Source organism: Planomicrobium stackebrandtii (genome assembly GCF_030814955.1).
Taxonomy (GTDB): Bacteria; Bacillota; Bacilli; order Bacillales_A; family Planococcaceae; genus Planococcus; species Planococcus stackebrandtii.
This window is the reverse complement of record NZ_JAUSWB010000002.1, coordinates 390,730-411,946: the sequence shown is the minus strand read 5'-3', so window position 1 is coordinate 411,946 and position 21,217 is coordinate 390,730. Positions and strand designations below refer to the sequence as shown.

General features: G+C 46.4%; 21 protein-coding genes. 1 reads left to right on the top strand and 20 read right to left on the bottom strand.

Going from position 1 to position 21,217, the window contains the following annotated elements; translation table 11 throughout:
• Positions 1 to 36: 36 nt before the first annotated feature.
• From glyA to QOZ98_RS05525, 15 genes are all read right to left on the bottom strand, one after another.
• Positions 37 to 1,272 carry a serine hydroxymethyltransferase gene (gene glyA, locus QOZ98_RS05595; RefSeq protein ID WP_308786501.1) on the bottom strand — a complete coding sequence of 412 codons (1,236 nt, stop codon included), beginning with the start codon at positions 1,270 to 1,272 and terminating at the stop codon, positions 37 to 39.
• Positions 1,259 to 1,843, bottom strand: coding sequence for a TIGR01440 family protein (locus QOZ98_RS05590; RefSeq protein ID WP_308786500.1), 585 nt, complete (start codon positions 1,841 to 1,843; stop codon positions 1,259 to 1,261). The genes glyA and QOZ98_RS05590 overlap by 14 nt, the downstream gene beginning before the upstream one ends.
• A 12-nt stretch (positions 1,844 to 1,855) precedes the next feature.
• Entirely contained in the window at positions 1,856 to 2,293 is a 438-nt protein-coding gene (gene rpiB, locus QOZ98_RS05585; RefSeq protein ID WP_142827130.1) for a ribose 5-phosphate isomerase B, read from the bottom strand.
• Between the two features lie 152 nt (positions 2,294 to 2,445).
• Entirely contained in the window at positions 2,446 to 2,874 is a 429-nt protein-coding gene (locus tag QOZ98_RS05580; RefSeq protein ID WP_308786499.1) for a low molecular weight protein arginine phosphatase, read from the bottom strand.
• Positions 2,875 to 2,895: 21 nt separating this feature from the next.
• A complete protein-coding gene (locus QOZ98_RS05575; protein WP_308786498.1) occupies positions 2,896 to 3,888 on the bottom strand; it encodes an L-threonylcarbamoyladenylate synthase in 993 nt (330 codons plus the stop codon).
• Positions 3,889 to 3,978: 90 nt separating this feature from the next.
• Positions 3,979 to 4,836: a peptide chain release factor N(5)-glutamine methyltransferase gene (gene prmC / locus QOZ98_RS05570; RefSeq protein WP_308786497.1), complete on the bottom strand. Its 858-nt coding sequence runs from the start codon at positions 4,834 to 4,836 to the stop codon at positions 3,979 to 3,981.
• Positions 4,823 to 5,902: a peptide chain release factor 1 gene (gene prfA / locus QOZ98_RS05565; RefSeq protein ID WP_142827126.1), complete on the bottom strand. Its 1,080-nt coding sequence runs from the start codon at positions 5,900 to 5,902 to the stop codon at positions 4,823 to 4,825. The genes prmC and prfA overlap by 14 nt, the downstream gene beginning before the upstream one ends.
• Positions 5,903 to 6,091: 189 nt before the next feature.
• On the bottom strand, positions 6,092 to 6,682 hold the full coding sequence (locus QOZ98_RS05560) for a thymidine kinase (protein ID WP_308786496.1): 591 nt from the start codon (positions 6,680 to 6,682) through the stop codon (positions 6,092 to 6,094).
• Positions 6,683 to 6,924: 242 nt separating this feature from the next.
• Positions 6,925 to 7,140 carry a 50S ribosomal protein L31 gene (gene rpmE / locus QOZ98_RS05555; RefSeq protein WP_006829249.1) on the bottom strand — a complete coding sequence of 72 codons (216 nt, stop codon included), beginning with the start codon at positions 7,138 to 7,140 and terminating at the stop codon, positions 6,925 to 6,927.
• Between the two features lie 149 nt (positions 7,141 to 7,289).
• Positions 7,290 to 8,573: a transcription termination factor Rho gene (gene rho / locus QOZ98_RS05550; protein WP_142827124.1), complete on the bottom strand. Its 1,284-nt coding sequence runs from the start codon at positions 8,571 to 8,573 to the stop codon at positions 7,290 to 7,292.
• 282 nt (positions 8,574 to 8,855) lie between these two features.
• Positions 8,856 to 9,821 (bottom strand): class II fructose-bisphosphatase, encoded by a 966-nt coding sequence (gene glpX / locus QOZ98_RS05545; protein WP_308786495.1) that lies wholly within the window; start codon positions 9,819 to 9,821, stop codon positions 8,856 to 8,858.
• Positions 9,822 to 9,896: 75 nt separating this feature from the next.
• On the bottom strand, positions 9,897 to 11,195 hold the full coding sequence (locus tag QOZ98_RS05540) for a UDP-N-acetylglucosamine 1-carboxyvinyltransferase (RefSeq protein WP_308786494.1): 1,299 nt from the start codon (positions 11,193 to 11,195) through the stop codon (positions 9,897 to 9,899).
• 154 nt (positions 11,196 to 11,349) lie between these two features.
• Positions 11,350 to 12,012: a fructose-6-phosphate aldolase gene (gene fsa, locus QOZ98_RS05535; RefSeq protein ID WP_142827121.1), complete on the bottom strand. Its 663-nt coding sequence runs from the start codon at positions 12,010 to 12,012 to the stop codon at positions 11,350 to 11,352.
• 79 nt (positions 12,013 to 12,091) lie between these two features.
• Entirely contained in the window at positions 12,092 to 12,949 is an 858-nt protein-coding gene (locus QOZ98_RS05530; RefSeq protein WP_308786493.1) for a class II fructose-bisphosphate aldolase, read from the bottom strand.
• A gap of 83 nt (positions 12,950 to 13,032) precedes the next feature.
• Entirely contained in the window at positions 13,033 to 13,392 is a 360-nt protein-coding gene (locus QOZ98_RS05525) for a response regulator (protein ID WP_308786492.1), read from the bottom strand.
• A gap of 46 nt (positions 13,393 to 13,438) precedes the next feature.
• Between QOZ98_RS05525 and QOZ98_RS05520 the strand changes: the two genes are divergently transcribed.
• Complete coding sequence (locus tag QOZ98_RS05520; RefSeq protein ID WP_308786491.1) at positions 13,439 to 13,915, top strand: DUF2529 family protein; 477 nt, start codon at positions 13,439 to 13,441, stop codon at positions 13,913 to 13,915.
• Positions 13,916 to 13,971: 56 nt separating this feature from the next.
• Here QOZ98_RS05520 and QOZ98_RS05515 read toward each other — a convergent pair whose 3' ends face one another.
• From QOZ98_RS05515 to QOZ98_RS05495, 5 genes are all read right to left on the bottom strand, one after another.
• Positions 13,972 to 15,570: a CTP synthase gene (locus QOZ98_RS05515; protein WP_308786490.1), complete on the bottom strand. Its 1,599-nt coding sequence runs from the start codon at positions 15,568 to 15,570 to the stop codon at positions 13,972 to 13,974.
• A 158-nt stretch (positions 15,571 to 15,728) separates the two neighbouring features.
• A complete protein-coding gene (gene rpoE / locus QOZ98_RS05510) occupies positions 15,729 to 16,298 on the bottom strand; it encodes a DNA-directed RNA polymerase subunit delta (protein WP_308786489.1) in 570 nt (189 codons plus the stop codon).
• A 62-nt stretch (positions 16,299 to 16,360) separates the two neighbouring features.
• A complete protein-coding gene (locus QOZ98_RS05505; RefSeq protein ID WP_185960002.1) occupies positions 16,361 to 16,522 on the bottom strand; it encodes a hypothetical protein in 162 nt (53 codons plus the stop codon).
• Between the two features lie 793 nt (positions 16,523 to 17,315).
• Positions 17,316 to 20,567, bottom strand: a complete 3,252-nt coding sequence (icmF, locus tag QOZ98_RS05500; RefSeq protein WP_308786488.1) for a fused isobutyryl-CoA mutase/GTPase IcmF — start codon at positions 20,565 to 20,567, stop codon at positions 17,316 to 17,318.
• Between the two features lie 5 nt (positions 20,568 to 20,572).
• The gene (locus QOZ98_RS05495; protein ID WP_308786487.1) at positions 20,573 to 21,214 is read right to left on the bottom strand and encodes a TetR/AcrR family transcriptional regulator; all 642 of its coding nucleotides are present in this window, start codon (positions 21,212 to 21,214) and stop codon (positions 20,573 to 20,575) included.
• Between the last annotated feature and the right edge of the window lie 3 nt (positions 21,215 to 21,217).

Sequence of the window (21,217 nt, the reverse complement as noted above, 5' to 3'; positions counted from 1 at the left end):
AGCTGCCAAGCGTCATTACCCGGCAGCTGTATGGATTTATTTATATAAAGGATGTGCAGCAGTCAATTTGGCTGTACGTTCTGCAGCATCCCTTTTCACTGATTCGTCTTCCGGGTTTTTCAAAAGCATGGCCATGATGGAAGCAATTTCCTTCATTTCCGCTTCTTTAAAGCCGCGTGATGTAACAGCAGCGGTTCCTAAACGGATACCCGAAGTAACAAATGGGCTTTCCGGATCGAAAGGAATGGTATTTTTGTTTGTCGTAATACCGACTCTATCCAGCACGTGTTCTGCGACTTTCCCTGTCAGGTTCAACGAGCGAAGGTCGAGCAACAGCAAATGGTTGTCTGTGCCGCCTGAAACGATATTGACGCCTTCAGCGATCAAGCTTTCAGCAAGGGCATTGGCATTTTTTACGACTTGTTCAATATAGGATTTGAATTCTGGCTGCAGTGCTTCGCCAAATGCGACAGCTTTTGCTGCGATGACGTGCATCAGCGGCCCGCCTTGAATTCCTGGGAAGATGGTTTTATCAATTTTTTTCGCAAATTCCTCATTGCAGAGGATCAACCCGCCGCGTGGTCCGCGAAGTGTTTTATGCGTAGTCGATGTAACAAAATGGGCGTGAGGGACAGGGTTGGAATGAGCTCCGGTTGCGACAAGGCCGGCAATATGGGCCATGTCGACCATTAGGTATGCTCCGACTTCATCAGCAATTTCACGGAATTTAGCGAAATCCAACTGGCGTGAATAAGCGCTTGCTCCAGCAACCACCATTTTAGGCTTGTGTTCCAAGGCTGCCTGGCGGACTGCTTCGTAATCGATCAATTGCTCTTCTTCAGTGACACCATACTCAACAAAGTTATACTGCATACCGCTGAAATTTACTTTACTGCCGTGCGTCAAGTGTCCGCCGTGGTTCAAGTTCATTCCAAGAATGGTATCGCCTTTTTCCAAAACTGCTGTATAGACAGCCATATTGGCTTGTGATCCGGAATGTGGCTGAACGTTTGCATGCTCCGCTCCAAAAATTTCTTTTAAGCGGTCGCGGGCGATATTTTCAACAACGTCGACAAATTCGCAGCCACCGTAATAGCGTTTGCCCGGATAGCCTTCCGCGTACTTGTTTGTCAATACCGATCCCTGTGCATCCATAACGGCTTGTGAGACAAAGTTTTCAGAGGCGATCAATTCAATATTCGCTTCCTGTCTTTCTTTTTCTGCGTTCATCGCTTCATATACTGCTGGGTCTTGCGCCTTAATCAATTCCATCCGTATATCCCTCCCGTGATTGAACAAGCTCACGATTGTAGCTTGCACGTTCACCGCCGATCAATTTCGGCCGTGTTGTTGCAGCTGCCACAATCGCTTCACCTACTAGTTTAACAGATGTTCGCAACGGAACGGCAACTCTTTTCAAATGCATGCCGATCATCGTTTGTCCGATATCAATGCCTGCATGGGCCTGAATTTCTTCCACCACAACCGGATCGGCCATGTTGCTGAATGCATAGGCACTCATCGAACCGCCTGCTTTTGCAACAGGAATAACAGTGACAGGTTCCCAGCCATATTTCTCAGCTGCCCGGCGCTCTACCGTCAATGCACGGTTGATATGCTCACAGCCTTGAAAAGCCAAAAACAGGTGATGGCGTGCCGCGAATTTCTCTAAAGGTTCAAACAGGCCTTCTGCAATATCAAGCCCGCCGCCTGTACCGATGCGTTTTCCTGCTACTTCTGATGTCGAACAGCCGACTACAAACACTTGGCCTTTCCTGAATTCGATCTGCTGCTCCAATTCGCTTAAAACCTCTTCAAGTTGCAATTGCCATAATGTTTGCATGCCGACTCCTCCTTATTTTTCGAGGTCTGTGATTTTTTGGATGCGTTTTTCGTGCCTGCCGCCTTCAAATTCTTCTGTCAGCCAAGTTTGAGCGATTTCGCGCGCAAGCCCTGGGCCTATGACGCGCTCACCCATTGCCAAAATATTGGAATCATTATGCTCTCTTGTCGCTTTTGCGCTGAACACATCATGCACAAGTGCACAACGGATGCCTTTGACTTTATTGGCCGAGATGGACATGCCGATGCCCGTTCCGCAAATTAGAATACCGCGATCAAACTCCCCGCTCGCGACACGGTCTGCAACCGGTTTTGCATAATCGGGATAATCGACCGAATCGTCTGTATGCGGACCAAAATCCTGATATTCGATGCCGATTTCGTTCATTAGGTTTACGATTTCTTTGCGCAGGTTATTGCCGCCGTGATCTGATGAAATTGCCACTTTCATAATATGCCCTCTTTTCTTAAAATCAAATTTATGGATCAGCCAAAAGCGCATTGTCGAATCATGCCGAATGCCCATCACGCTTTTAATCAATTCTAACATTTTTACGCAAAAAAGACAGACTAAGCCTCGAGGGGCTCGCCTGTCTTTTTAACTCATGTCAATTTTATGATTAACTTATCAACTAAAACCTGAAGTTCCTGAAATGTCTGCTCATAAAGCGCTAGTGGGCCACCATAAGGATCACTGATATCCTCCGTTGATCCATCGGCAAATTCCTTCAGCGTATACATTTTTGTCGCTGCTTCAGGATATGCTTGCAAAAGCGTCATTTTATGCGTATGGGTCATGGTCAATATCAACTCAGCCCAATGCATATCCTGCGTATCGAGCGGCTTTGATGTATGTGTGAAAAGAATTTGCTGTTGGGCCAATACGGCTTGCGCATTTTTGGATAGAGGCGCAATGCCGGCAAATATACCGGCAGACCTCGCTTCAATTCCGGGCAGGTTTCGGGCAGACAAAATGGCTTCAGCCATCGGACTTCGGCACGTATTGCCTGTACAAACAAAAAGAATCTTCATGCTGCACCCTCCTTCAACAAATCAGCTGAACCACTTGTGGTCGGCTGCTTTTTCGAGCCTGTTCATCAATGCATCATTTTGCTGCATGCCGCTCTCAACCGAAGCTAAAATCAGATCCGCGTCCGTTGAATCGCATTTCCGTAAACTGGCATACAGGCTTTCTGTGGAGAGCGGGAAATTATAGTCGGCTGTCGGATATTCACTTTCACTGATGACAGCCACGCGCTTCCCTTTTTTCTGGACATATTCAATTGCTTTTTCAATCAATCCCGCTTCGTTTTCAATCAAATACAGCGGTGCAGAAGGTGCATAATGCATGTATTTCATTCCCGGCGATTTGGGTGCGTTCGTTTTGTTTTGAGACGCTGATCGAACCATTCCAATAACTTGTTCAATCTGCTCTTTCGAAACTTTTCCCGGACGCAATATGATCGGCGGTTCGCAAGTCATATCCAAAACCGTAGATTCAATGCCGATTTCCGTAGCGCCTCCATCTAAAATCAATGGGATTTTGCCATTCATATCATGATAAACATGCTCAGCTAAAGTCGGGCTGGGCTTTCCACTGGTATTGGCGCTAGGGGCAGCCAAAGGCAGCTGCAGCTCCTGCAACAGTTTGAGCGCTACTGGATGATTGGGAACACGAATGCCCACCGTATCCAGATTTGCCGTAACATTACCGGCAAAAGTTCCTGGTTTTTCCTGCATGATCAAAGTTAGAGCGCCTGGCCAAAACGCATCCATGCATTGCAGCGCTTTAGCTGAAACTTCCTGCACATGAGTCAATGCTGCCTCTTTTGAACCCACGTGAACTATCAAGGGATTATCCGCTGGCCGTCCTTTCGCTTCAAAGATCTTGCTTACCGCTTCCGAATTGGTAGCATCAGCTCCCAATCCGTAAACCGTTTCGGTTGGAAACGCGACAACATCACCCGACCGAAGGATTTCCACAGCCTGTGCATAATATTTTTCTTCATCCACATTTTTATCCACAGAAATAACTTCCGTTTTCACATGAACAACTCCTACTTTTTAAGGGTTTTCGTCACTTTATCAACAATAAGTGGATAACTATCTCTTAATCATGCACATTTTGTGCATAACCTACTTGATTATTGCAAAAACCATCCGATCATTTTTGTTGATATCTTTTTTACTATAGACTAAAGCATCTGGAAAAGCGTCTTTTAACAATTTTTCGACTGCTGCTCCCTGTTGATAACCTATTTCGAATCCGATGATCCCCGGCTTGTGGAGCAAATTCGGCAGTTGTTCTGCCATTTTTTCGTAAAGATCCAAACCTTCTTTATCCGCAAACAAAGCACTGTGAGGTTCAAAGTCGCGAACGCTATCCGATAATCCAGGTGCTTCGGCATGAGCAATATAAGGCGGATTGGATAAAATAACATCCCATTTCCTGTCTTGAATCGGTTCGCTTAAGTTGCCTAAGCGAAAGTCGATTTCAGCATTCAATAGTCCTGCATTTTTTGCAGCCATCTCTAATGCAGCCTGCGAAATATCAGTGGCAGTTACTTGTGCTGATGGCAGTTCACATTTCATTGTGATGGCAATAACTCCGCTGCCCGTTCCAATATCAGCAATGAACAGTTCTTTTTTTGTCAGATAGCGACCGATTAGCCCCAGTGTTTCTTCTATTAACTCTTCGGTTTCCGGCCTTGGTATCAGTACATCCGAATTTACCAGAAAGTTTCTTCCATAGAATTCTTCACTGCCGGTCAAATGCTGAACAGGAATTCCTTTCGCGTGCTGCTCGACATTTATCCAGAACTTTTCAAATTGCTGCTCTGTAATTTCGTCGCGCATCGCAGCAATCAAACCGGAATACGTTAGTCCCAACTCGTGCTGCAGAAGGATGCGTGCTGCTCCTTCTTCGCGGCCGTTTGCCTCTAAATAAGAAGAAGCCCTCTTGAGGGCCTCATAAACATACTTAAGCTTGGTCATTGTTCAGGCTTTCCATGCGAGCAGATTGTTCTTCCACAATCAATGCATCGATAATTTCATCCATCTTGCCTTGCAAAATCTGGTCCAGCTTTTGAATCGTCAAGCCGATCCGGTGATCCGTTACCCGGTTCTGAGGATAGTTGTATGTCCGAATCCGTTCAGAACGGTCGCCCGTCCCAACTGCAGATTTACGGACTGCGTCGTATTCAGCCTGAGCTTCCTGCTGGAATTTCTCGTAGACGCGTGCACGCAATACTTTCATTGCACTGGCTTTGTTTTTGATCTGTGATTTTTCATCCTGACAAGTTACCACAGTATTTGTCGGAAGATGCGTTAAGCGGACGGCTGACATCGTCGTGTTGACCGATTGTCCACCAGCTCCTGAAGAAGCATAGGTATCTGTCCGGATATCGTTGTCATGAATTTCAATTTCCACTTCTTCCACTTCAGGCAAACAAGCCACAGTTGCAGTGGAAGTATGGATTCTTCCGCCAGATTCAGTTTCTGGAACCCGCTGTACACGGTGTGCGCCATTTTCATATTTCATTTTCGAATAAGCGCCTTTCCCGGTAATCATAAAGACGATTTCTTTAAAGCCGCCAAGTCCGGTCGGGCTCGAATCCATCACTTGTACTTTCCAGCCATTGGATTCGGCAAAACGAGTATACATGCGGTAAAGATCGCCGGCAAACAAAGCCGCTTCATCTCCCCCAGCCGCTCCTCGAATTTCCATAATGACGTTTTTGTCATCGTTCGGATCTTTAGGAATCAACAGTTTGTGAAGACGCTCTTCGACTACTGTAATTTGCCCTTCCAGTTCGCTGACTTCTTCTTTGACCATTTCACGCATGTCGGCATCCATCTTGTCGTCGAACATGGCTTTCGCTTCGGCCAATTGGGCAGTCAAATCTTTATATTCCCGGTATGTCTCAACCGTATCCTGCAAATCGGATTGTTCTTTGGAATACTCGCGCAGTTTATTGGTATCGCTGACGATATCCGGGTCGCTCAGTAATTCGTTTAAACGGTCATACCTATCTTCTACTGATTGCAATCGATCAAACATGGGTGTCACCTCGAGTTCTATTTTTTTGTTTTTATTTGTAATGAAGAAATCGCTCCAGGCGGACGCTTTCCGCGGGGCGATCCGCGACGTCCTATCTCGTCAACTGCATGAACCGCATCCTGCAGGTCCGAGAGCGAAGTTGGTTTGCGGACTATCAGCAGACTACTATCATTAGTTCAACTTATCTATTCATTTAACAGTGACGCCAGTCGGCACTTCGTGGTGATGGCGGCAACGAGGCTCGTAGGCTTCTGAAGCACCTACTAAAATTGTCGGATCGTCCGAGCCTGCCGGTTTTCCGTCGATTAAGCGCTGCGTACGGCTAGCGGGAGAACCGCAAACTGTACAGACGGCTTGAAGTTTGGTCACTTGTTCGGCGATTGCCAGCAATGCCGGCATCGGGCCGAATGGCTGCCCTCTGAAATCCTGGTCAAGTCCGGCCACGATGACACGGAAACCGTGGTTCGCCAGTTTTTGGACATTTTCAATAATGTCTTCGTCAAAAAACTGGGCTTCATCTATGGCAATAACATCGAATTCATCTGTAATATACTCCCACATTTCATTGGAACGGGAAATTGGCAAAGCAATCACAGTAGCTCCATTATGCGAAACAACCGCTTCTTTACTGTAACGGTCATCAATTTTCGGTTTAAAAACGGCAATTTTTTGTTTGGCGAACTGGGAACGGCGGACGCGGCGGATCAGCTCTTCTGATTTTCCGGAAAACATGCTGCCACAGATCAATTCAACCCATCCTGTTTGTTTCATGACGTACATAGGTGAGACCCCTTTCAAACACTTTGTTGTTTTTTGTTATCCTTCTTGTTAAGGAGAACCTAGAATTTTTCGTATCCGAGTTATAGAAACGACATGCTCTGTTGCAGATGAAGTTTCTCTTTATTCTACCAAAAATAATGCGGCTACTTGCTGTTTTTTGGAATATGTAAGGTGATATTTCAGATAGAAGGCGAAAAAAAATACCCGCCAGGCGTTTGCGCGCTAGGCAGGTATATTTTTATTTACTCGTTGATTTCTTCTTTTAGGCCGTATTTTTTGTTGAAACGATCTACGCGGCCATCTGCTGATGCGAATTTCTGACGTCCAGTGTAGAATGGATGACATTCAGAGCAAAGCTCAACGCTGATGTTTTCTTTTACAGAACCAGTTGTGAAAGAGTTCCCACATGAGCAAGTTACTGTAGCTTGTTTGTAATCTGGATGAATACCTGTTTTCATACTATTTTCTCCTCTCGCCCTGAACCATCTGGAACAGAGTTTAATCTATTTTACTATTGCCTTACACGGTTCTTTAGACCGTATATGCAATAGCTTTGCTTTGATTCACTTTCATAATCATATCAAATTCCCACACATTTTGCAAGCAATTAAATCATCTTCTTGTTGCTTCGATGGGTCTTCATTTCCGTTGCCAATTGCTCAAAGAATTCTTCGTTTGTATCTGTTTGGCTCATTTTTCTCAAGAAACGTTCACCAAAATCATGCGAATCCGAGAAGGTTTTTCGAATGGACCAAAGCTTTTCGAGCTGCTTCGGCTCAATCAGCAATTCCTCTTTGCGTGTTCCGGAACGGCGAATATCAAGTGCCGGGAAGATACGGCGTTCTGCCAAAGATCGGTCAAGATGCAATTCCATGTTGCCCGTCCCTTTAAATTCCTCGTAAATGACTTCGTCCATGCGGGATCCGGTCTCTACTAAAGCAGTGGCTAAAATCGTCAAACTGCCACCCTCTTCGATATTGCGTGCTGCTCCAAAAAAGCGTTTCGGCCGATGGAAAGCTGCTGGATCGATTCCTCCTGATAGTGTACGCCCGCTCGGCGGAATAACCAAATTATATGCTCGCGCCAAACGTGTAATCGAATCCATCAAAATGACAACGTCACGTTTATGTTCGACAAGGCGCATCGCACGTTCGAGAACAAGTTCTGCAACCTTGACATGATTTTCTGGCACTTCATCAAATGTTGACGAGACAACGTCTGCATCTACCGACCGTTCGATATCCGTCACTTCTTCAGGACGCTCGTCAATCAGCAGGACAATCAATTCCGCTTCCGGATGATTGGTTGTGATCGAATTGGCGATTTCTTTCAACAGCATCGTCTTACCGGCTTTTGGCGGTGCCACAATCAGACCCCGTTGGCCAAAACCGACCGGTGCGACCAAATCCATGATACGCGTGGATAAATGATCCGGCGTAGTTTCCAAACGGATGTGGCGATCTGGGTAAAGCGGCGTGAGCCCAGGAAAATGGACGCGTTCTTTAGCCACTTCCGGATCTTCGCCGTTTACCGCTTCCACTTGAAGCAATCCGAAATAGCGTTCATTTTCTTTTGGCGGACGCACTTTGCCGGAAACTTTATCGCCATTTCTCAAATCAAAACGGCGGATTTGGGAAGCGGAGATATAGATGTCCTGTGAACTGGGCGAATAATTGATCGGGCGCAGAAAGCCGAATCCTTCTGATTGGATAATCTCCAAAACACCTTCCATAAAGAAGAAGCCTTCCTGCTCTGCACGCGTTTTCAAAATCGCGAAAATCAACTCTTTTTTTGTCAGCTTGCTGTAGTTGGTCAGCTTGTATTCTTTTGCTAAATTATAAAGTTCTTTTAATGTCATGTTCTCCAATGCGGAGATCGTTATCGTTGCCATATATCGGACACCACTCTTATTCGTATTATTTTTTTGTTTGTAGATAAGTTGAATGCCTGCATTAAGTTTTCCAGCTCGCTCAGAAGTCTTCAGAATCACTTTTTTTCCAGCGCAGGGGCAATCGTCTTTGCTCTACCCGAAGCGATAGCTGAAAGCTGATTTTTTTAGTTCAACATAGATAGATTCAACTTATATGATTTGAGGATCAGTAGTGAATGATTGAGAAGATCTTTAAAGAAGAAGCCCGGCAATTTGCCGGACTTGTTTTATGAAGTAGGATCATTAATCGTTCATTACAAGATTGGGCTTTTTCTGCAGGCTGTGGCGCCCTTCGATAAAGCGGATCGTTCCTGATTTCGCGCGCATAACCAATGTATGGCTTTCGGCGAAACCACCTTTAAGCTGAACGCCTTTTAATAATTCGCCGTCTGTGACGCCTGTAGCCGCAAAAATGGCATCATCGCCTTTGACAAGGTCCTCCATCATCAGGACTTTGCTTACGTCAATGCCCATATCGATGCAGCGCTGCGCTTCTTCTTCGTTCTGAGGAACCAATTTCCCTTGGATTTCACCGCCCAGGCATTTTAAGCCGACTGCTGCGATAACGCCTTCAGGTGCTCCGCCAGTTCCAAACAGTATATCGACACCCGTTTGGTCGAATGCAGTGTTGATCGCACCGGCTACATCGCCGTCATCGATCAGTTTGATGCGGGCACCCGCTGCGCGGATCTGGCCAATGATATCCTGATGGCGCGGACGGTCCATAATTGTGGCCACGACTTCTTCGATGTCCTTATTTTTGGCTTTTGCCACTGCACGAAGGTTGTCGATGACGGGGGCGTTAATGTCGATTTTGCCTACTGATTCCGGCCCAACCGCAATTTTTTCCATGTACATATCAGGAGCATTCAGAAGGTTGCCGCGATCCGCGATTGCAAGAACAGCCAAAGCATTCCATCCACCCGCAGCGACAATATTTGTTCCTTCCAAAGGATCTACGGCAACGTCCACTTCCGGACCGTTGCCCGTCCCCAACTCTTCCCCGATATACAGCATAGGTGCTTCATCCATCTCACCTTCGCCGATGACTACGACGCCACGCATCGGAATGGTATCAAATACCGTTCTCATTGCAGTGGTCGCTGCATCATCCGCTTCAATCTTCATGCCGCGGCCCATCCATTTTGAAGCAGCAATTGCTGCCGCTTCAGTGATACGCACTAATTCCATCGAAAGACTTCGTTCCATATTATAAGTTCCTCCAGTTCAGCTTTAGCTCTATGTCACCATTATTGTAGCACAAATTTTTGCGCTAAATGAGAGTCAGTTTGCGTCCTGGCTAAGGTCAGACTTCACGCTTGCAACCGGGTCGATCGTCTCTCTCCGGATGTCAGCGCCAAGGCCTTGAAGTTTTTCGATAATCGACGAATAGCCGCGTTCGATGTGATAGATTTCACGAATCTCGGTTTCGCCTTCTGCCAGCAGTCCAGCAATAACCAAAGCTGCTCCTGCACGCAAATCAGATGCTACAACGGTTGCCGAGGTTAATGGAGTAGGTCCTGTAATAATCGCTGCTCTCCCCTCAACGCGGCCGCTTGCATTCATCCGGCGAAGTTCATCAATATGCTTAAAGCGTGCTGAATAGATGGTATCGGTGATCATGGAAGATCCTTGAGCCTGCGTCATCAATACCGAAAATGGCTGTTGAAGATCTGTCGCAAATCCTGGATACACTAAGGTCTTCACATCTATGGCATGCAAATTTTCGGATTTAGGAATGTAAATCGATTCTTCACCTTCCTGCACATCAACGCCCATTTCGCGCAATTTGGCAGTTAATGCTTCCATATGGAAAGGAATTACGTTATCGATGGTGATGCCATCTCCAGCAGCAGCAGCCATGATCATGAACGTCCCGGCTTCGATCCGGTCAGGAATGATTGTATGGTTGGTGCCGTGTAATTCTTCCACGCCATCAATTCGGATGACATTTGTTCCGGCTCCTTTGATTTTTGCGCCCATATTTGTCAACAGGGTCGCTACATCAATAATTTCAGGCTCTTTTGCCGCATTTTCGATGGTCGTTTGGCCTTTTGCAAGAACTGCAGCCAGCATGATGTTGATCGTTGCACCAACACTAACGACATCCAAATAAATTTTTGCGCCGCGAAGTTCATCGGCACGCAAATAAATGGCGCCGTGTTCGTTCGTCACTTTTGCACCAAGCGCTTCAAAACCTTTAATATGCTGATCGATTGGGCGGGGCCCTAAGAAACAGCCCCCTGGCAAACCGATTGCTGCATGTTTGAAACGGCCTAGCATTGCACCCATCATATAGTAAGAAGCGCGCAACTTTTTCACATTGCCGTTCGGCAAAGGCATATCAATCATTTTCGACGGATCGATGTTCATTGTCCCATCTTCAAACGATACTTCCCCGCCGATTTCTTCCAAAATGCTTTTCAGTGTCCATACGTCGGAAATTCCCGGCAATCCTTCAATCGATACAGGCGAATTCGCCAAAATCGATGCAGGAATCAAAGCGACTGCACTGTTTTTAGCGCCATTGACTTTGATTGTTCCGGAAAGGCGATTACCGCCCTTTATTTTATAAACATCCATTAAATTTCTCCTTTATCCACTTTTCCGGCAGCTCAATTGGCCTGAAAAGTTCCATTGGTTCGGCTTCCAGGCTGGCTGCCGATTTCGATTATTCCACTTTAACGCCAGCAGAATTCCCGCTTTTAATGCTTGGAAATCCACTTGCCAGTATTCTTTATTTTACGCCATCTTCTACAGAGCGTTTTTCCCAGTCCGCAAGAAATGCTTCGATTCCTTGATCTGTCAACGGGTGTTTGAACATTTGGTGCATAACTTTAATCGGCATCGTAGCGATATGCGCGCCGTTCAACGCAGCTTCTGTAACGTGCTGTGGATGGCGGATTGAAGCAGCGATAATTTCTGAAGAAATGTCATGGATAGCAAAAATCTCTGAAATTGTTGCAATCAAATCCATACCGTTGTGTCCGATATCGTCAAGGCGTCCAAGGAAAGGTGAAACGTATGCCGCTCCGGCACGTGCTGCAAGCAAAGCCTGGTTCGCGCTGAAGATCAAGGTAACGTTTACTTTTTTGCCTTCTGAAGCCAAAACCGCACAAGCTTTTAAGCCGTCTGGCGTCATCGGCAATTTCACCGTGATGTTTGGAGCAAGATCAGCCAGTTCGCGGCCTTCTTTGATCATGCTTTCTGCATCAAGTGCGATGACTTCTCCGCTGATTGAACCGTCAACAAGTGCTGCGATTTCTTTCAAGCGGTCATGGAATGAAACATTTTTCTCTTTTGCCACCAATGATGGATTGGTTGTAACTCCTGACAGAATTCCCCAGGCGTGTGCTTCTTTGATTTCGTCAAAGTTTGCTGTATCGATGAAAAATTTCATAGTTTTTCTCCTCCGGTATGACGGGAAAAAGAGAAGGTGCCATTTGGACGCTTCTCTCCCATCTTTTTTTATTGCCTTATTATGCTTTTCCTGAACTTCCGAACTCACGCATTTTGCCGATTACAGTCTTTTTGATAGCATCGCGGGCTGGTCCCAAGTATTTGCGTGGATCGTAAACATCCGGATCGCTGTTCAATTTGTCGCGTACTGCTTGAGCAGATGTAATTTGGCTTTCAGTGTTGACATTGATTTTTGATGTACCAAGAGAAACAGAGCGTTGAATATCCTTTAACGGAATTCCTGTTCCACCGTGCAATACAAGCGGCACGTCACATAGCTGTGAAATTTCTTCCATTTCTGCAAAGCCCAGGTTTGGTTCGCCTTTGTAAGGACCGTGTACTGAACCCAGTGCTGGTGCCAGGCAGTCGATTCCTGTTTCATCGACCAGTTTCTTGCATTCCTGCGGATCCGCATAAATAACGCCATCTGCAATGATGTCATCTTCTTGTCCGCCAACAGTTCCTAATTCCGCTTCTACGGAAACATTATGTTTGCGTGCATATTCGACAACTTGTTTTGTAATTTCGATGTTTTCTTCAAATGGATGGTGAGATGCGTCGATCATAACTGATGTGAATCCAGCATCGATCGCTTCTTTACATTTTTCAAAGCTTGAACCGTGATCCAAATGGATTGCCACAGGAACCGTAATTTTATAGTCATGCATCAAACCTTTGACAATATTAACAACTGTCGTAAATCCACCCATGTAACGGGCTGCGCCTTCTGAAACTCCGCAAATCACTGGAGAATTCTCTTCTTGTGCAGCTTGCAGTATGCCCTGAGTGAACTCCAGGTTATTTAAATTGAATTGACCAATTGCGTATCCTTCTTGTTTTCCTTTTATCATCATTTCTTTCATTGAAACTAATGGCATTTAGTATTCCTCCTCGGCAATGTATAAAGCGAATATCTTTTATACTATATCAAAAACCCTGTACTTACGCTACTCTTCGCTGCTTACTGTTCCAATAACTCTCTAACTGCGTCACGAACTTCAAAGACATCAAACGGCTTCGTAAAATAACGTTCCGCTCCCCATTTCATCGATTCTTTAATAAGATCGAGTTCGCCGTAAGCGGTCATCATGATGACATGGACATCGGGATAGCTTTTTTTTAAGCGCTTCAAGATTTCAATACCATCCATTCCCGGAATTTTCATATCCAATAAAACCATGTCCGGATACGTTTGCTGTACTTTTTCCAGGGCTTCATTTCCGCTTCCTGCTGTAATCGCCTGATATCCTTCTTTACTGAATACTTCTTTTAATAACAGCCGAATGCCTGGTTGATCGTCTACAATCAAAATGGTTTTCAAGTAGAGCCACTCCTTTATCTGCTATACTTTTTGCGAGGTGAAGATTATGAATCCACTAACTTTTCAGTTGAACCGTTTATTCGAGCAGCTGTCACAGCAGCAACCGGCAATCGACAGCACAGCCGCCGTCTTGGCGCAGGCTGCGGTTTCGGAAGGCACCATCTTTATCGCCGCCTTCGGTGAAATGAAGGCCGTGACGGCTGCTGCCCTACTCAGTGAAGAACCATTGATGGCTGCAGCAGAATGGTCGCCTTCCAGCATCGTTATGAGCACCGACCGTGTCTGGATCCTGGCAACGAATAAAGAAGGCGATGAGCTGGCCGGAAGGTTGTCTGATGCCGGTATCCCGTTTGCATTAGTTTCATCTCAGTCAGATGAAAGTGAACTAGCTGACGCATTTCTGCCGTTGGACAGCGTCGTTTTGCAGGACGATGGCGATCCTGTTTGGGTTCCGCGTGCCATGGCTGCGCTCTATATTTATTATGCTGTTAAGCTGAGCATCGATAAACTGCTCGCTGAATAGATTCCTTTATACACAAAAGCCTTCCCTTCGAAAAAGGGAAGGCTTTTGCCATGTCTTTATTTGTTGGCAATCGATGCTTTTACAAATTCACGGAATAATGGCTGCGGACGGTTTGGTCGTGAAATAAACTCCGGGTGGAATTGGCAAGCCACGAACCATGGATGATCCACAACTTCGATAATTTCTACCAGGCGGCCATCCGGGCTCGTGCCTGTAAATTTGAATCCGGCGTTTTCGAATGCTTCGCGGTATTGATTGTTGAACTCGTAGCGGTGGCGGTGTCTTTCGTAGACCAATTCCTCGCCATAAGCTTCGTGCGCTTTTGAACCTTTTTCAAGTTTTGCCGGGTATAAACCAAGACGGAGCGTTCCGCCCAAATCTTCGATGTCTTTTTGCTCTGGCAACAAATCGATGACCGGGTAAGGCGTTTTGGCGTTCAATTCAGAAGAATGTGCGCCTTCAAGGTTCATGATGCTGCGGGCAAATTCGACAGAAGCCAATTGCATCCCGAGGCAAATGCCAAAGAACGGCACGTTGTTTTCGCGCGCAAATTGGGTGGCTGCGATTTTCCCTTCAACTCCGCGGTCGCCGAAGCCACCTGGAACAAGAATTCCGTCGCAGTCTTTCAATTTTTCTGCTACGTTATCCGCATTAATGTGTTCGGCGTTGATCCAATCCACTTCGATTTCAGAATCGAATGCGAAACCGGCATGCTTCAACGATTCTACGACAGAAATATACGCATCCTGCAATTCTACATATTTTCCGACCAGGCCAATGCGTACGCTGTTTTTGAGTGATTTCACTTTATCAACAAGCGTACTCAATTCCGTCATGTCCGCTTCTGGCGCTTCAATCCCGAAATGATCAAGGACAATCTGATCCATATGCTGTTCCTGAAGGCGAAGCGGCATTTCGTAAATTACGTCAACATCGCGTGATTCGATTACTTCTTCCGGCTTAATGTCACAGAACAGTGCAATTTTATCCTTCATGTCCTGCGGCACTGGGTGTTCTGTGCGCACAACGATCAGGTTTGGCTGAATGCCAAGGCTGCGAAGCTCTTTTACGCTGTGCTGCGTCGGCTTTGTTTTCATTTCCTTAGCTGCTCCAAGATATGGAATCAAGGTGCAGTGGACGTACATAACTTCGTCGCGCCCAAGATCTGAACGCATTTGGCGGATCGCTTCGAGGAATGGCAATGATTCGATATCGCCGACGGTTCCGCCGATTTCCGTAATGACTACATCCGCATTGGCTGTTTTGGCAGCACGCAACAGACGGTCTTTGATTTCATTGGTGATATGCGGAATGACTTGAACCGTTCCACCCAAGTAATCGCCGCGGCGTTCTTTTTGAATAACAGTCGAGTAAACTTTCCCTGTTGTTACGTTAGAGTATTTGTTTAAGTTGATGTCGATGAAACGTTCGTAATGGCCAAGATCCAAATCCGTCTCTGCCCCGTCATCCGTCACAAAAACTTCACCATGCTGGTATGGGCTCATTGTTCCAGGGTCGATATTGATGTACGGATCAAATTTTTGAATCGTTACATTCAACCCTCTGTTTTTCAATAAACGCCCTAATGATGCTGCTACAATCCCTTTACCGAGTGATGATACAACGCCACCCGTTACAAATATATACTTCGTCATGCCCGCTTCCTCCTCGAATGGTAAAAATAAAAAGCGCTCCACCTGCTGCGTATGCAGGGGGAGCGCGTAAACTGTACGAATCATCTCTCCTATTTTAAGGAGCCCAGTAAAATCTTATCCAGTCTAGCCTCATAAGTCAAGGTGAAAAAATGTTCAGTTTACTTCACGTCATCTTCATCTTCGTCATCATCGTCGTCATCTTCATCGTCAATAATGTTGCCGTCCAAATCTTCGACCAACACATCAACATCTTCTTCGTCATCATCGTCCGCATCAAAATCGAGAACTTCCACTTCAACCGGTGCTTTGATCACTTCATCGTCATCATCGTCATCGTCGTCTTCACCGAAGTCCTCAAACTCCAATTCGTCTTCCAATGCCAATTCGTCCAGATCGTCAAAGCCTTCATCGTCAGCCACTTTGGCTTTCTTCTTGCGCGCTTTAACAGTCGGCGCTGATTCTTCTTCAATTTGTTCAACCGGATACCACTCGCGAAGACCCCAGCGGTTTTCGCCTAAAATCAAAAAGCGGCCGTCAATATTCAAGTCTGTATAGAATTGAACCAAGCGATCCTTCATATCCTCTTTAGACAAGTTCAGCAACTTTTCGATTTCTGCAACCAGTTCAGCATACGTTTTTGTTTCATGCGTTTCTTCCAACATAGCATATGTTAAGTCAACAAATGACTCTTCTATTAGTTCTTCCTTAGATAATTCACGAATTTTCATTCCGTGCACGTCCCTTCTTCTTTCTTAACTTAATTCATTATATACAAACAACCTAGTCTCCGCTACCGTGTTTTCTTTTTTCTCGGATCTATTTGTTTCCATCCGAAATAAAACAAATAGAGCGCCAGAATCATAAACGGAATCGATCCCAAAGCTTTATTGTACAGGAAGAAAATCAGTATGACACAGATAATGATGATTATGTAGTGGACAGCTTTGCGCATGGGATCCATCCTTCTTGGTTTCTGCGGTGCATATTCTTCTAGTATACAGAAAAAGCGGCGGGATATCGACTTGACATGTCTTTGGATGAGCTTTAGGGAGACTGTTTTTCTTACCGTTTGGAAATTTTTTCTTAATAAAATATATTATTGGATGAAATTTAATTAAATTTTAGTTTTTCCTGCTGAACGTGCATACCGCTTTCCAAAACAATGAAAAGCCCCGCCACTTTGGAAATCAGCTATTCCCCTCTTCTCAAAAAAGGCGAAAAGCCGGCTTTGACGGGTTTGCGTCTTTTTTCGTGTTTTGATCCATTCGGCTTTTAGGTCGTAATTCAGCTGAACGACCATAAATCTATTTGAACGACCACAAAACTTTCTGAACGACCACAAAACTTTCTGAACGACCACAAATCTTTCTGAGCGACCATAAATTCTCATGAGCGACCACAAAACTTTCTGAACGACCACAAATTTTATTCAGCTCGCATTTCCACAAAAAGAGTAAGTGGAATCCATTTGAAGATGGATTTCACTTACTCTTTTCTTAATTTATTTAGCTTTTCTTCCCCAAAATTAACTTCTGTGGACAGATCCGCTTTTCCCTTGTCCAGCTTCTTCGCCAAGTCGCCTTAAGCCTGTCGGAGCAAAACGGCTGTTTCCGCTTTTCTTTGTCCAGCTTCTCCGCCCAGCCCCTCGGGGTCTTAAGTCAACTCGGCTGTGCGGCTGAAAAACGCCGCTTCGCCAAGTCGCCTTAAGCCTGTCGGGGCTTTCATGGGCGGATCCGCTTTTCTACCTACATATTCCGTCTATACTGCCCGCCTACTTCATACAAAGCGGTGGTGATTTGGCCGAGGCTTGCGACTTTTACGGTTTCCATCAACTCTTCGAAGATGTTGCCGCCGGTCTTGGCTGCCTGCTTGAGGCGCTCGAGTGCTTCAGCTGAATCGTTACGCTCCTGGAAAGCGCGCAAGTTGTTGATTTGTGTTTCTTTTTCTTCCACTGTAGCGCGGGCGATTTCCATCGCGTTGATGTCGTCGTCCGACTGCGGATTCGGGTTCAAGTATGTGTTGACTCCGATGATCGGCAATTCGCCTGTGTGTTTCTTCATTTCGTAATGCATGGATTCTTCCTGGATTTTGCCGCGCTGATATTGTGTTTCCATTGCGCCCAGGACGCCTCCGCGGTCGTTGATGCGGTCGAATTCCGTCAGAACCGCTTCTTCCACCAATTGCGTCATTTCTTCGATAATAAACGCGCCTTGCAGCGGGTTTTCGTTCTTCGACAAACCGTGCTCTTTGGTGATGATCATCTGGATCGCCATCGCGCGGCGAACCGATTCTTCCGTCGGTGTCGTGATCGCTTCGTCGTAAGCATTGGTGTGCAGCGAGTTGCAGTTGTCCTGCAGTGCCATCAAGGCTTGCAGCGTCGTACGGATATCGTTAAAATCGATTTCCTGCGCGTGCAGACTGCGTCCTGAAGTTTGGACGTGGTACTTCAGCTTTTGGCTGCGTTCGTTGGCGCCGTATTTATCACGCATGACGACTGCCCAAATGCGGCGTGCCACACGGCCGATCACCGTATACTCCGGATCCAGCCCGTTCGAGAAGAAGAACGACAGGTTCGGTGCAAAATCGTCAATGTTCATGCCGCGGCTCAAATAATATTCCACGTACGTGAAGCCGTTGGACAGCGTGAACGCCAATTGGGAAATCGGGTTCGCACCCGCTTCGGCAATATGGTAGCCCGAAATCGAAACAGAGTAGTAATTGCGCACTTTGTGGTCGATAAAGTATTGCTGGATATCGCCCATCATGCGCAGTGCGAACTCGGTCGAGAAGATGCACGTGTTCTGTCCTTGGTCTTCTTTTAGAATATCAGCTTGAACTGTTCCGCGAACGACTTGCAGCGTGCTTTCACGAACTTCCGTGAATTCTTCAACTGTCAGCGTGCGGCCCAGTTTTTCTTCATTTAACTTAACCTGCTGATCAATGGCGGTGTTCATGAACATCGCCAAAATGATCGGCGCCGGTCCGTTGATGGTCATGGAAACGGAAGTTGATGGTGCACACAAGTCAAATCCTGCATAGAGTTTCTTCATATCATCCAACGTACAGATCGACACGCCCGACTCGCCAACTTTCCCGTAAATATCCGGGCGGTGATCTGGGTCTTCGCCGTAAAGCGTCACAGAGTCAAATGCAGTCGACAAACGTTTCGCATCATCGTCCTTCGATAAATAATGGAAGCGGCGGTTTGTCCGTTCAGGCGTTCCTTCGCCGGCAAACTGACGCTTTGGATCTTCCCCTGCACGTTTGAACGGGAATACCCCTGCTGTATAAGGGAATGAACCCGGTGCGTTCTCCAAATAAACCCATGACAAGATTTCACCGTAATCGACGAATTTCGGCAATACGACTCTCGGCACTTTAATGCCTGACAAACTTTCTGTACGCAGGATGGTGCGGATTTCCCTGTCGCGCACCGATGTGACGAATTCGTCTCCAGCATACATTTCTTTCAAGGCATCCCAATTTGCAAGAATGCGCTTGGATTCTACAGTCAATTCATCGCGGACGCCGTCAGCCAGAGATTCGAGTGAAGCGACCAATGCATCGTCCGGAGCTTTTTCTTTGACCGCTTCGATGGCGCCTTCCAATTGGAACAGGCGGCGCGCAAAGGCGGATTGTTCTTTCGTTTTCGCATGGTAACCGCGGATTGTATCCGTCAGCTCACGCAAATAATAGCGGCGATCGTTTGGAATGATCAGGTTCTCTTTTTGGGTTTTGACAAATTTATCGTAATCCGTTTCCCAGTCAGTTCCGCATTTCTCATTGACTGTAGCCACTAATGCTGCGAACAGGGAGTTGGTTCCTTTGTCGTTGAATTGGCTGGCGATTGTACCGTAGACCGGCATATCGTCTAAATCTTTTTCCCACAGCAAATGGCTGCGCTGATACTGCTTCTGCACTTGGCGAAGCGCATCCTGCGAACCGCTGCGCTCGAATTTATTGATGACAATCAAATCTGCGTAATCGATCATGTCGATTTTTTCAAGTTGTGACGGTGCACCAAATTCGCTGGTCATGACGTACATGGAGATGTCCGAGAAGTTAGCGATTTCCGCATCTCCTTGGCCTATCCCGCTCGTTTCGACAACAATCAAATCAAAGTCGGCTGCTTTCACGACATCCAGCACGTCCCCAATAGCACCGGACAGTTCCGAACGCGAACCGCGCGTTGCCAAACTTCTCATAAAGACACGTTTGTTGAAGATGGCGTTCATGCGGATACGGTCACCCAGTAGCGCCCCGCCCGTTTTCTGCTTGGTCGGGTCGATCGACAGAATCGCGATTTTCTTGTCCGGAAGTTCAGACAAGAAGCGGCGAATCAATTCGTCGGTCAATGAGCTTTTTCCGGCTCCGCCTGTTCCGGTGATGCCAAGAATCGGTGTGTTTTTCGTCTGTTCCCGGACTGCTCTCAACAGATCGTCGGTATCGGTATCGCGCGTGTGGGCTTCTTCTGCTGCTGTAATGATGTTCGCCAGCACCACCGGTTCGTCAGTTGACAGATTTTCGATCGGTTGATCCTTTTTCACCGTTGAGAAATCACATTCCTCAACGATTTCTGTGATCATTCCTTGCAGTCCTTTTTTGCGGCCGTCTTCCGGGGAAAAAATGCCGGCAATGCCGTATGCTTCAAGTTCTTTGATTTCACGCGGCAAAATAACGCCTCCGCCTCCGCCGTAAATGCGGATATGCGAAGCACCTTTTTCTTCCAGTAAATCGTGCATATACTTGAAGTATTCCATATGGCCGCCCTGATAGGACGAAATGCAGATGCCTTGGACATCTTCCTGAATTGCAGCATTGACCACTTCTTCAACTGAGCGGTTATGGCCCAAGTGAATGACTTCGGCACCGCTCGCCTGCAGAATGCGGCGCATGATGTTGATGGACGCGTCATGGCCGTCAAAAAGACTCGAAGCTGTGACAAAGCGGATATGGTTTTTCGGCTGATAGGTTTTCGTTTCTTCAATTGTAGCCATTATGATCAAGCCCCCTGTATTGAAATGTTTTCCCCTGCCATCCCCTGCAAGAGAAATTTGGTTTGCATGTCGATAAATTCCTGAATGGTGAAATCGTTCAATGCCCACCGTCTGAATGCCCACATCTGCCCCTGTACAAATATATGATGGGAAGCCATAGCCACTTCTTTCGGCGTCATCTTGATTTCGTTGTTGTCAACGCATTGCGTCAATAGGCGCTCGAAAATTGCCACCATTTCAAGTTCTTTATCCAGCACATAGCTTAATGCGTCTTTTGGCAGTGATTTGGATTCCTGGTACATGACCACGAATTCATCCTGCATGTCATCGATCAAGGTGTAGTAATGTTCTATTGCCGAAGCCAGGACGCTTATCGATCCCTGTTCGATATCAAGCCGGTTCAAACGCGTATGCACTTCGTCATATATAGAGTCACAGACAAGATACAGTACGTCTTCTTTGGTCCGGATATATTCGTATAAAGTTCCGATGCTGAAACCGGCTGCTTTGGCAATTTCCCGCGTCGTCGTCCGGTGAAAACCCTTTTCTTTAAAAAGCGTGACCGCCCCGCGAATCATCTGTTCGCGGCGTTTTTCAATCAGGCTTTCGTCTTTCACGGAAGACTCAATTTCACGCTTTTTGTTCATAAG

Bases quoted from the DNA above. Each gene is read 5' to 3' on its own strand.
- QOZ98_RS05515 (WP_308786490.1), bottom strand. From the start codon at position 15,570: ATGACGAAGTATATATTTGTAACGGGTGGCGTTGTATCATCACTCGGT.
- rpiB (WP_142827130.1), bottom strand. From the start codon at position 2,293: ATGAAAGTGGCAATTTCATCAGATCACGGCGGCAATAACCTGCGCAAA.
- prmC (WP_308786497.1), bottom strand. From the start codon at position 4,836: ATGACCAAGCTTAAGTATGTTTATGAGGCCCTCAAGAGGGCTTCTTCT.
- rho (WP_142827124.1), bottom strand. From the start codon at position 8,573: ATGGCAACGATAACGATCTCCGCATTGGAGAACATGACATTAAAAGAA.
- QOZ98_RS05580 (WP_308786499.1), bottom strand. From the start codon at position 2,874: ATGAAGATTCTTTTTGTTTGTACAGGCAATACGTGCCGAAGTCCGATG.
- QOZ98_RS05560 (WP_308786496.1), bottom strand. From the start codon at position 6,682: ATGTACGTCATGAAACAAACAGGATGGGTTGAATTGATCTGTGGCAGC.
- glyA (WP_308786501.1), bottom strand. From the start codon at position 1,272: ATGGAATTGATTAAGGCGCAAGACCCAGCAGTATATGAAGCGATGAAC.
- QOZ98_RS05495 (WP_308786487.1), bottom strand. From the start codon at position 21,214: ATGAACAAAAAGCGTGAAATTGAGTCTTCCGTGAAAGACGAAAGCCTG.
- rpoE (WP_308786489.1), bottom strand. From the start codon at position 16,298: ATGAAAATTCGTGAATTATCTAAGGAAGAACTAATAGAAGAGTCATTT.
- QOZ98_RS05540 (WP_308786494.1), bottom strand. From the start codon at position 11,195: ATGGATGTTTATAAAATAAAGGGCGGTAATCGCCTTTCCGGAACAATC.
- QOZ98_RS05505 (WP_185960002.1), bottom strand. From the start codon at position 16,522: ATGCGCAAAGCTGTCCACTACATAATCATCATTATCTGTGTCATACTG.
- QOZ98_RS05530 (WP_308786493.1), bottom strand. From the start codon at position 12,949: ATGCCATTAGTTTCAATGAAAGAAATGATGATAAAAGGAAAACAAGAA.
- rpmE (WP_006829249.1), bottom strand. From the start codon at position 7,140: ATGAAAACAGGTATTCATCCAGATTACAAACAAGCTACAGTAACTTGC.
- prfA (WP_142827126.1), bottom strand. From the start codon at position 5,902: ATGTTTGATCGATTGCAATCAGTAGAAGATAGGTATGACCGTTTAAAC.
- icmF (WP_308786488.1), bottom strand. From the start codon at position 20,567: ATGGCTACAATTGAAGAAACGAAAACCTATCAGCCGAAAAACCATATC.
- QOZ98_RS05520 (WP_308786491.1), top strand. From the start codon at position 13,439: ATGAATCCACTAACTTTTCAGTTGAACCGTTTATTCGAGCAGCTGTCA.
- glpX (WP_308786495.1), bottom strand. From the start codon at position 9,821: ATGGAACGAAGTCTTTCGATGGAATTAGTGCGTATCACTGAAGCGGCA.
- QOZ98_RS05590 (WP_308786500.1), bottom strand. From the start codon at position 1,843: ATGCAAACATTATGGCAATTGCAACTTGAAGAGGTTTTAAGCGAATTG.
- fsa (WP_142827121.1), bottom strand. From the start codon at position 12,012: ATGAAATTTTTCATCGATACAGCAAACTTTGACGAAATCAAAGAAGCA.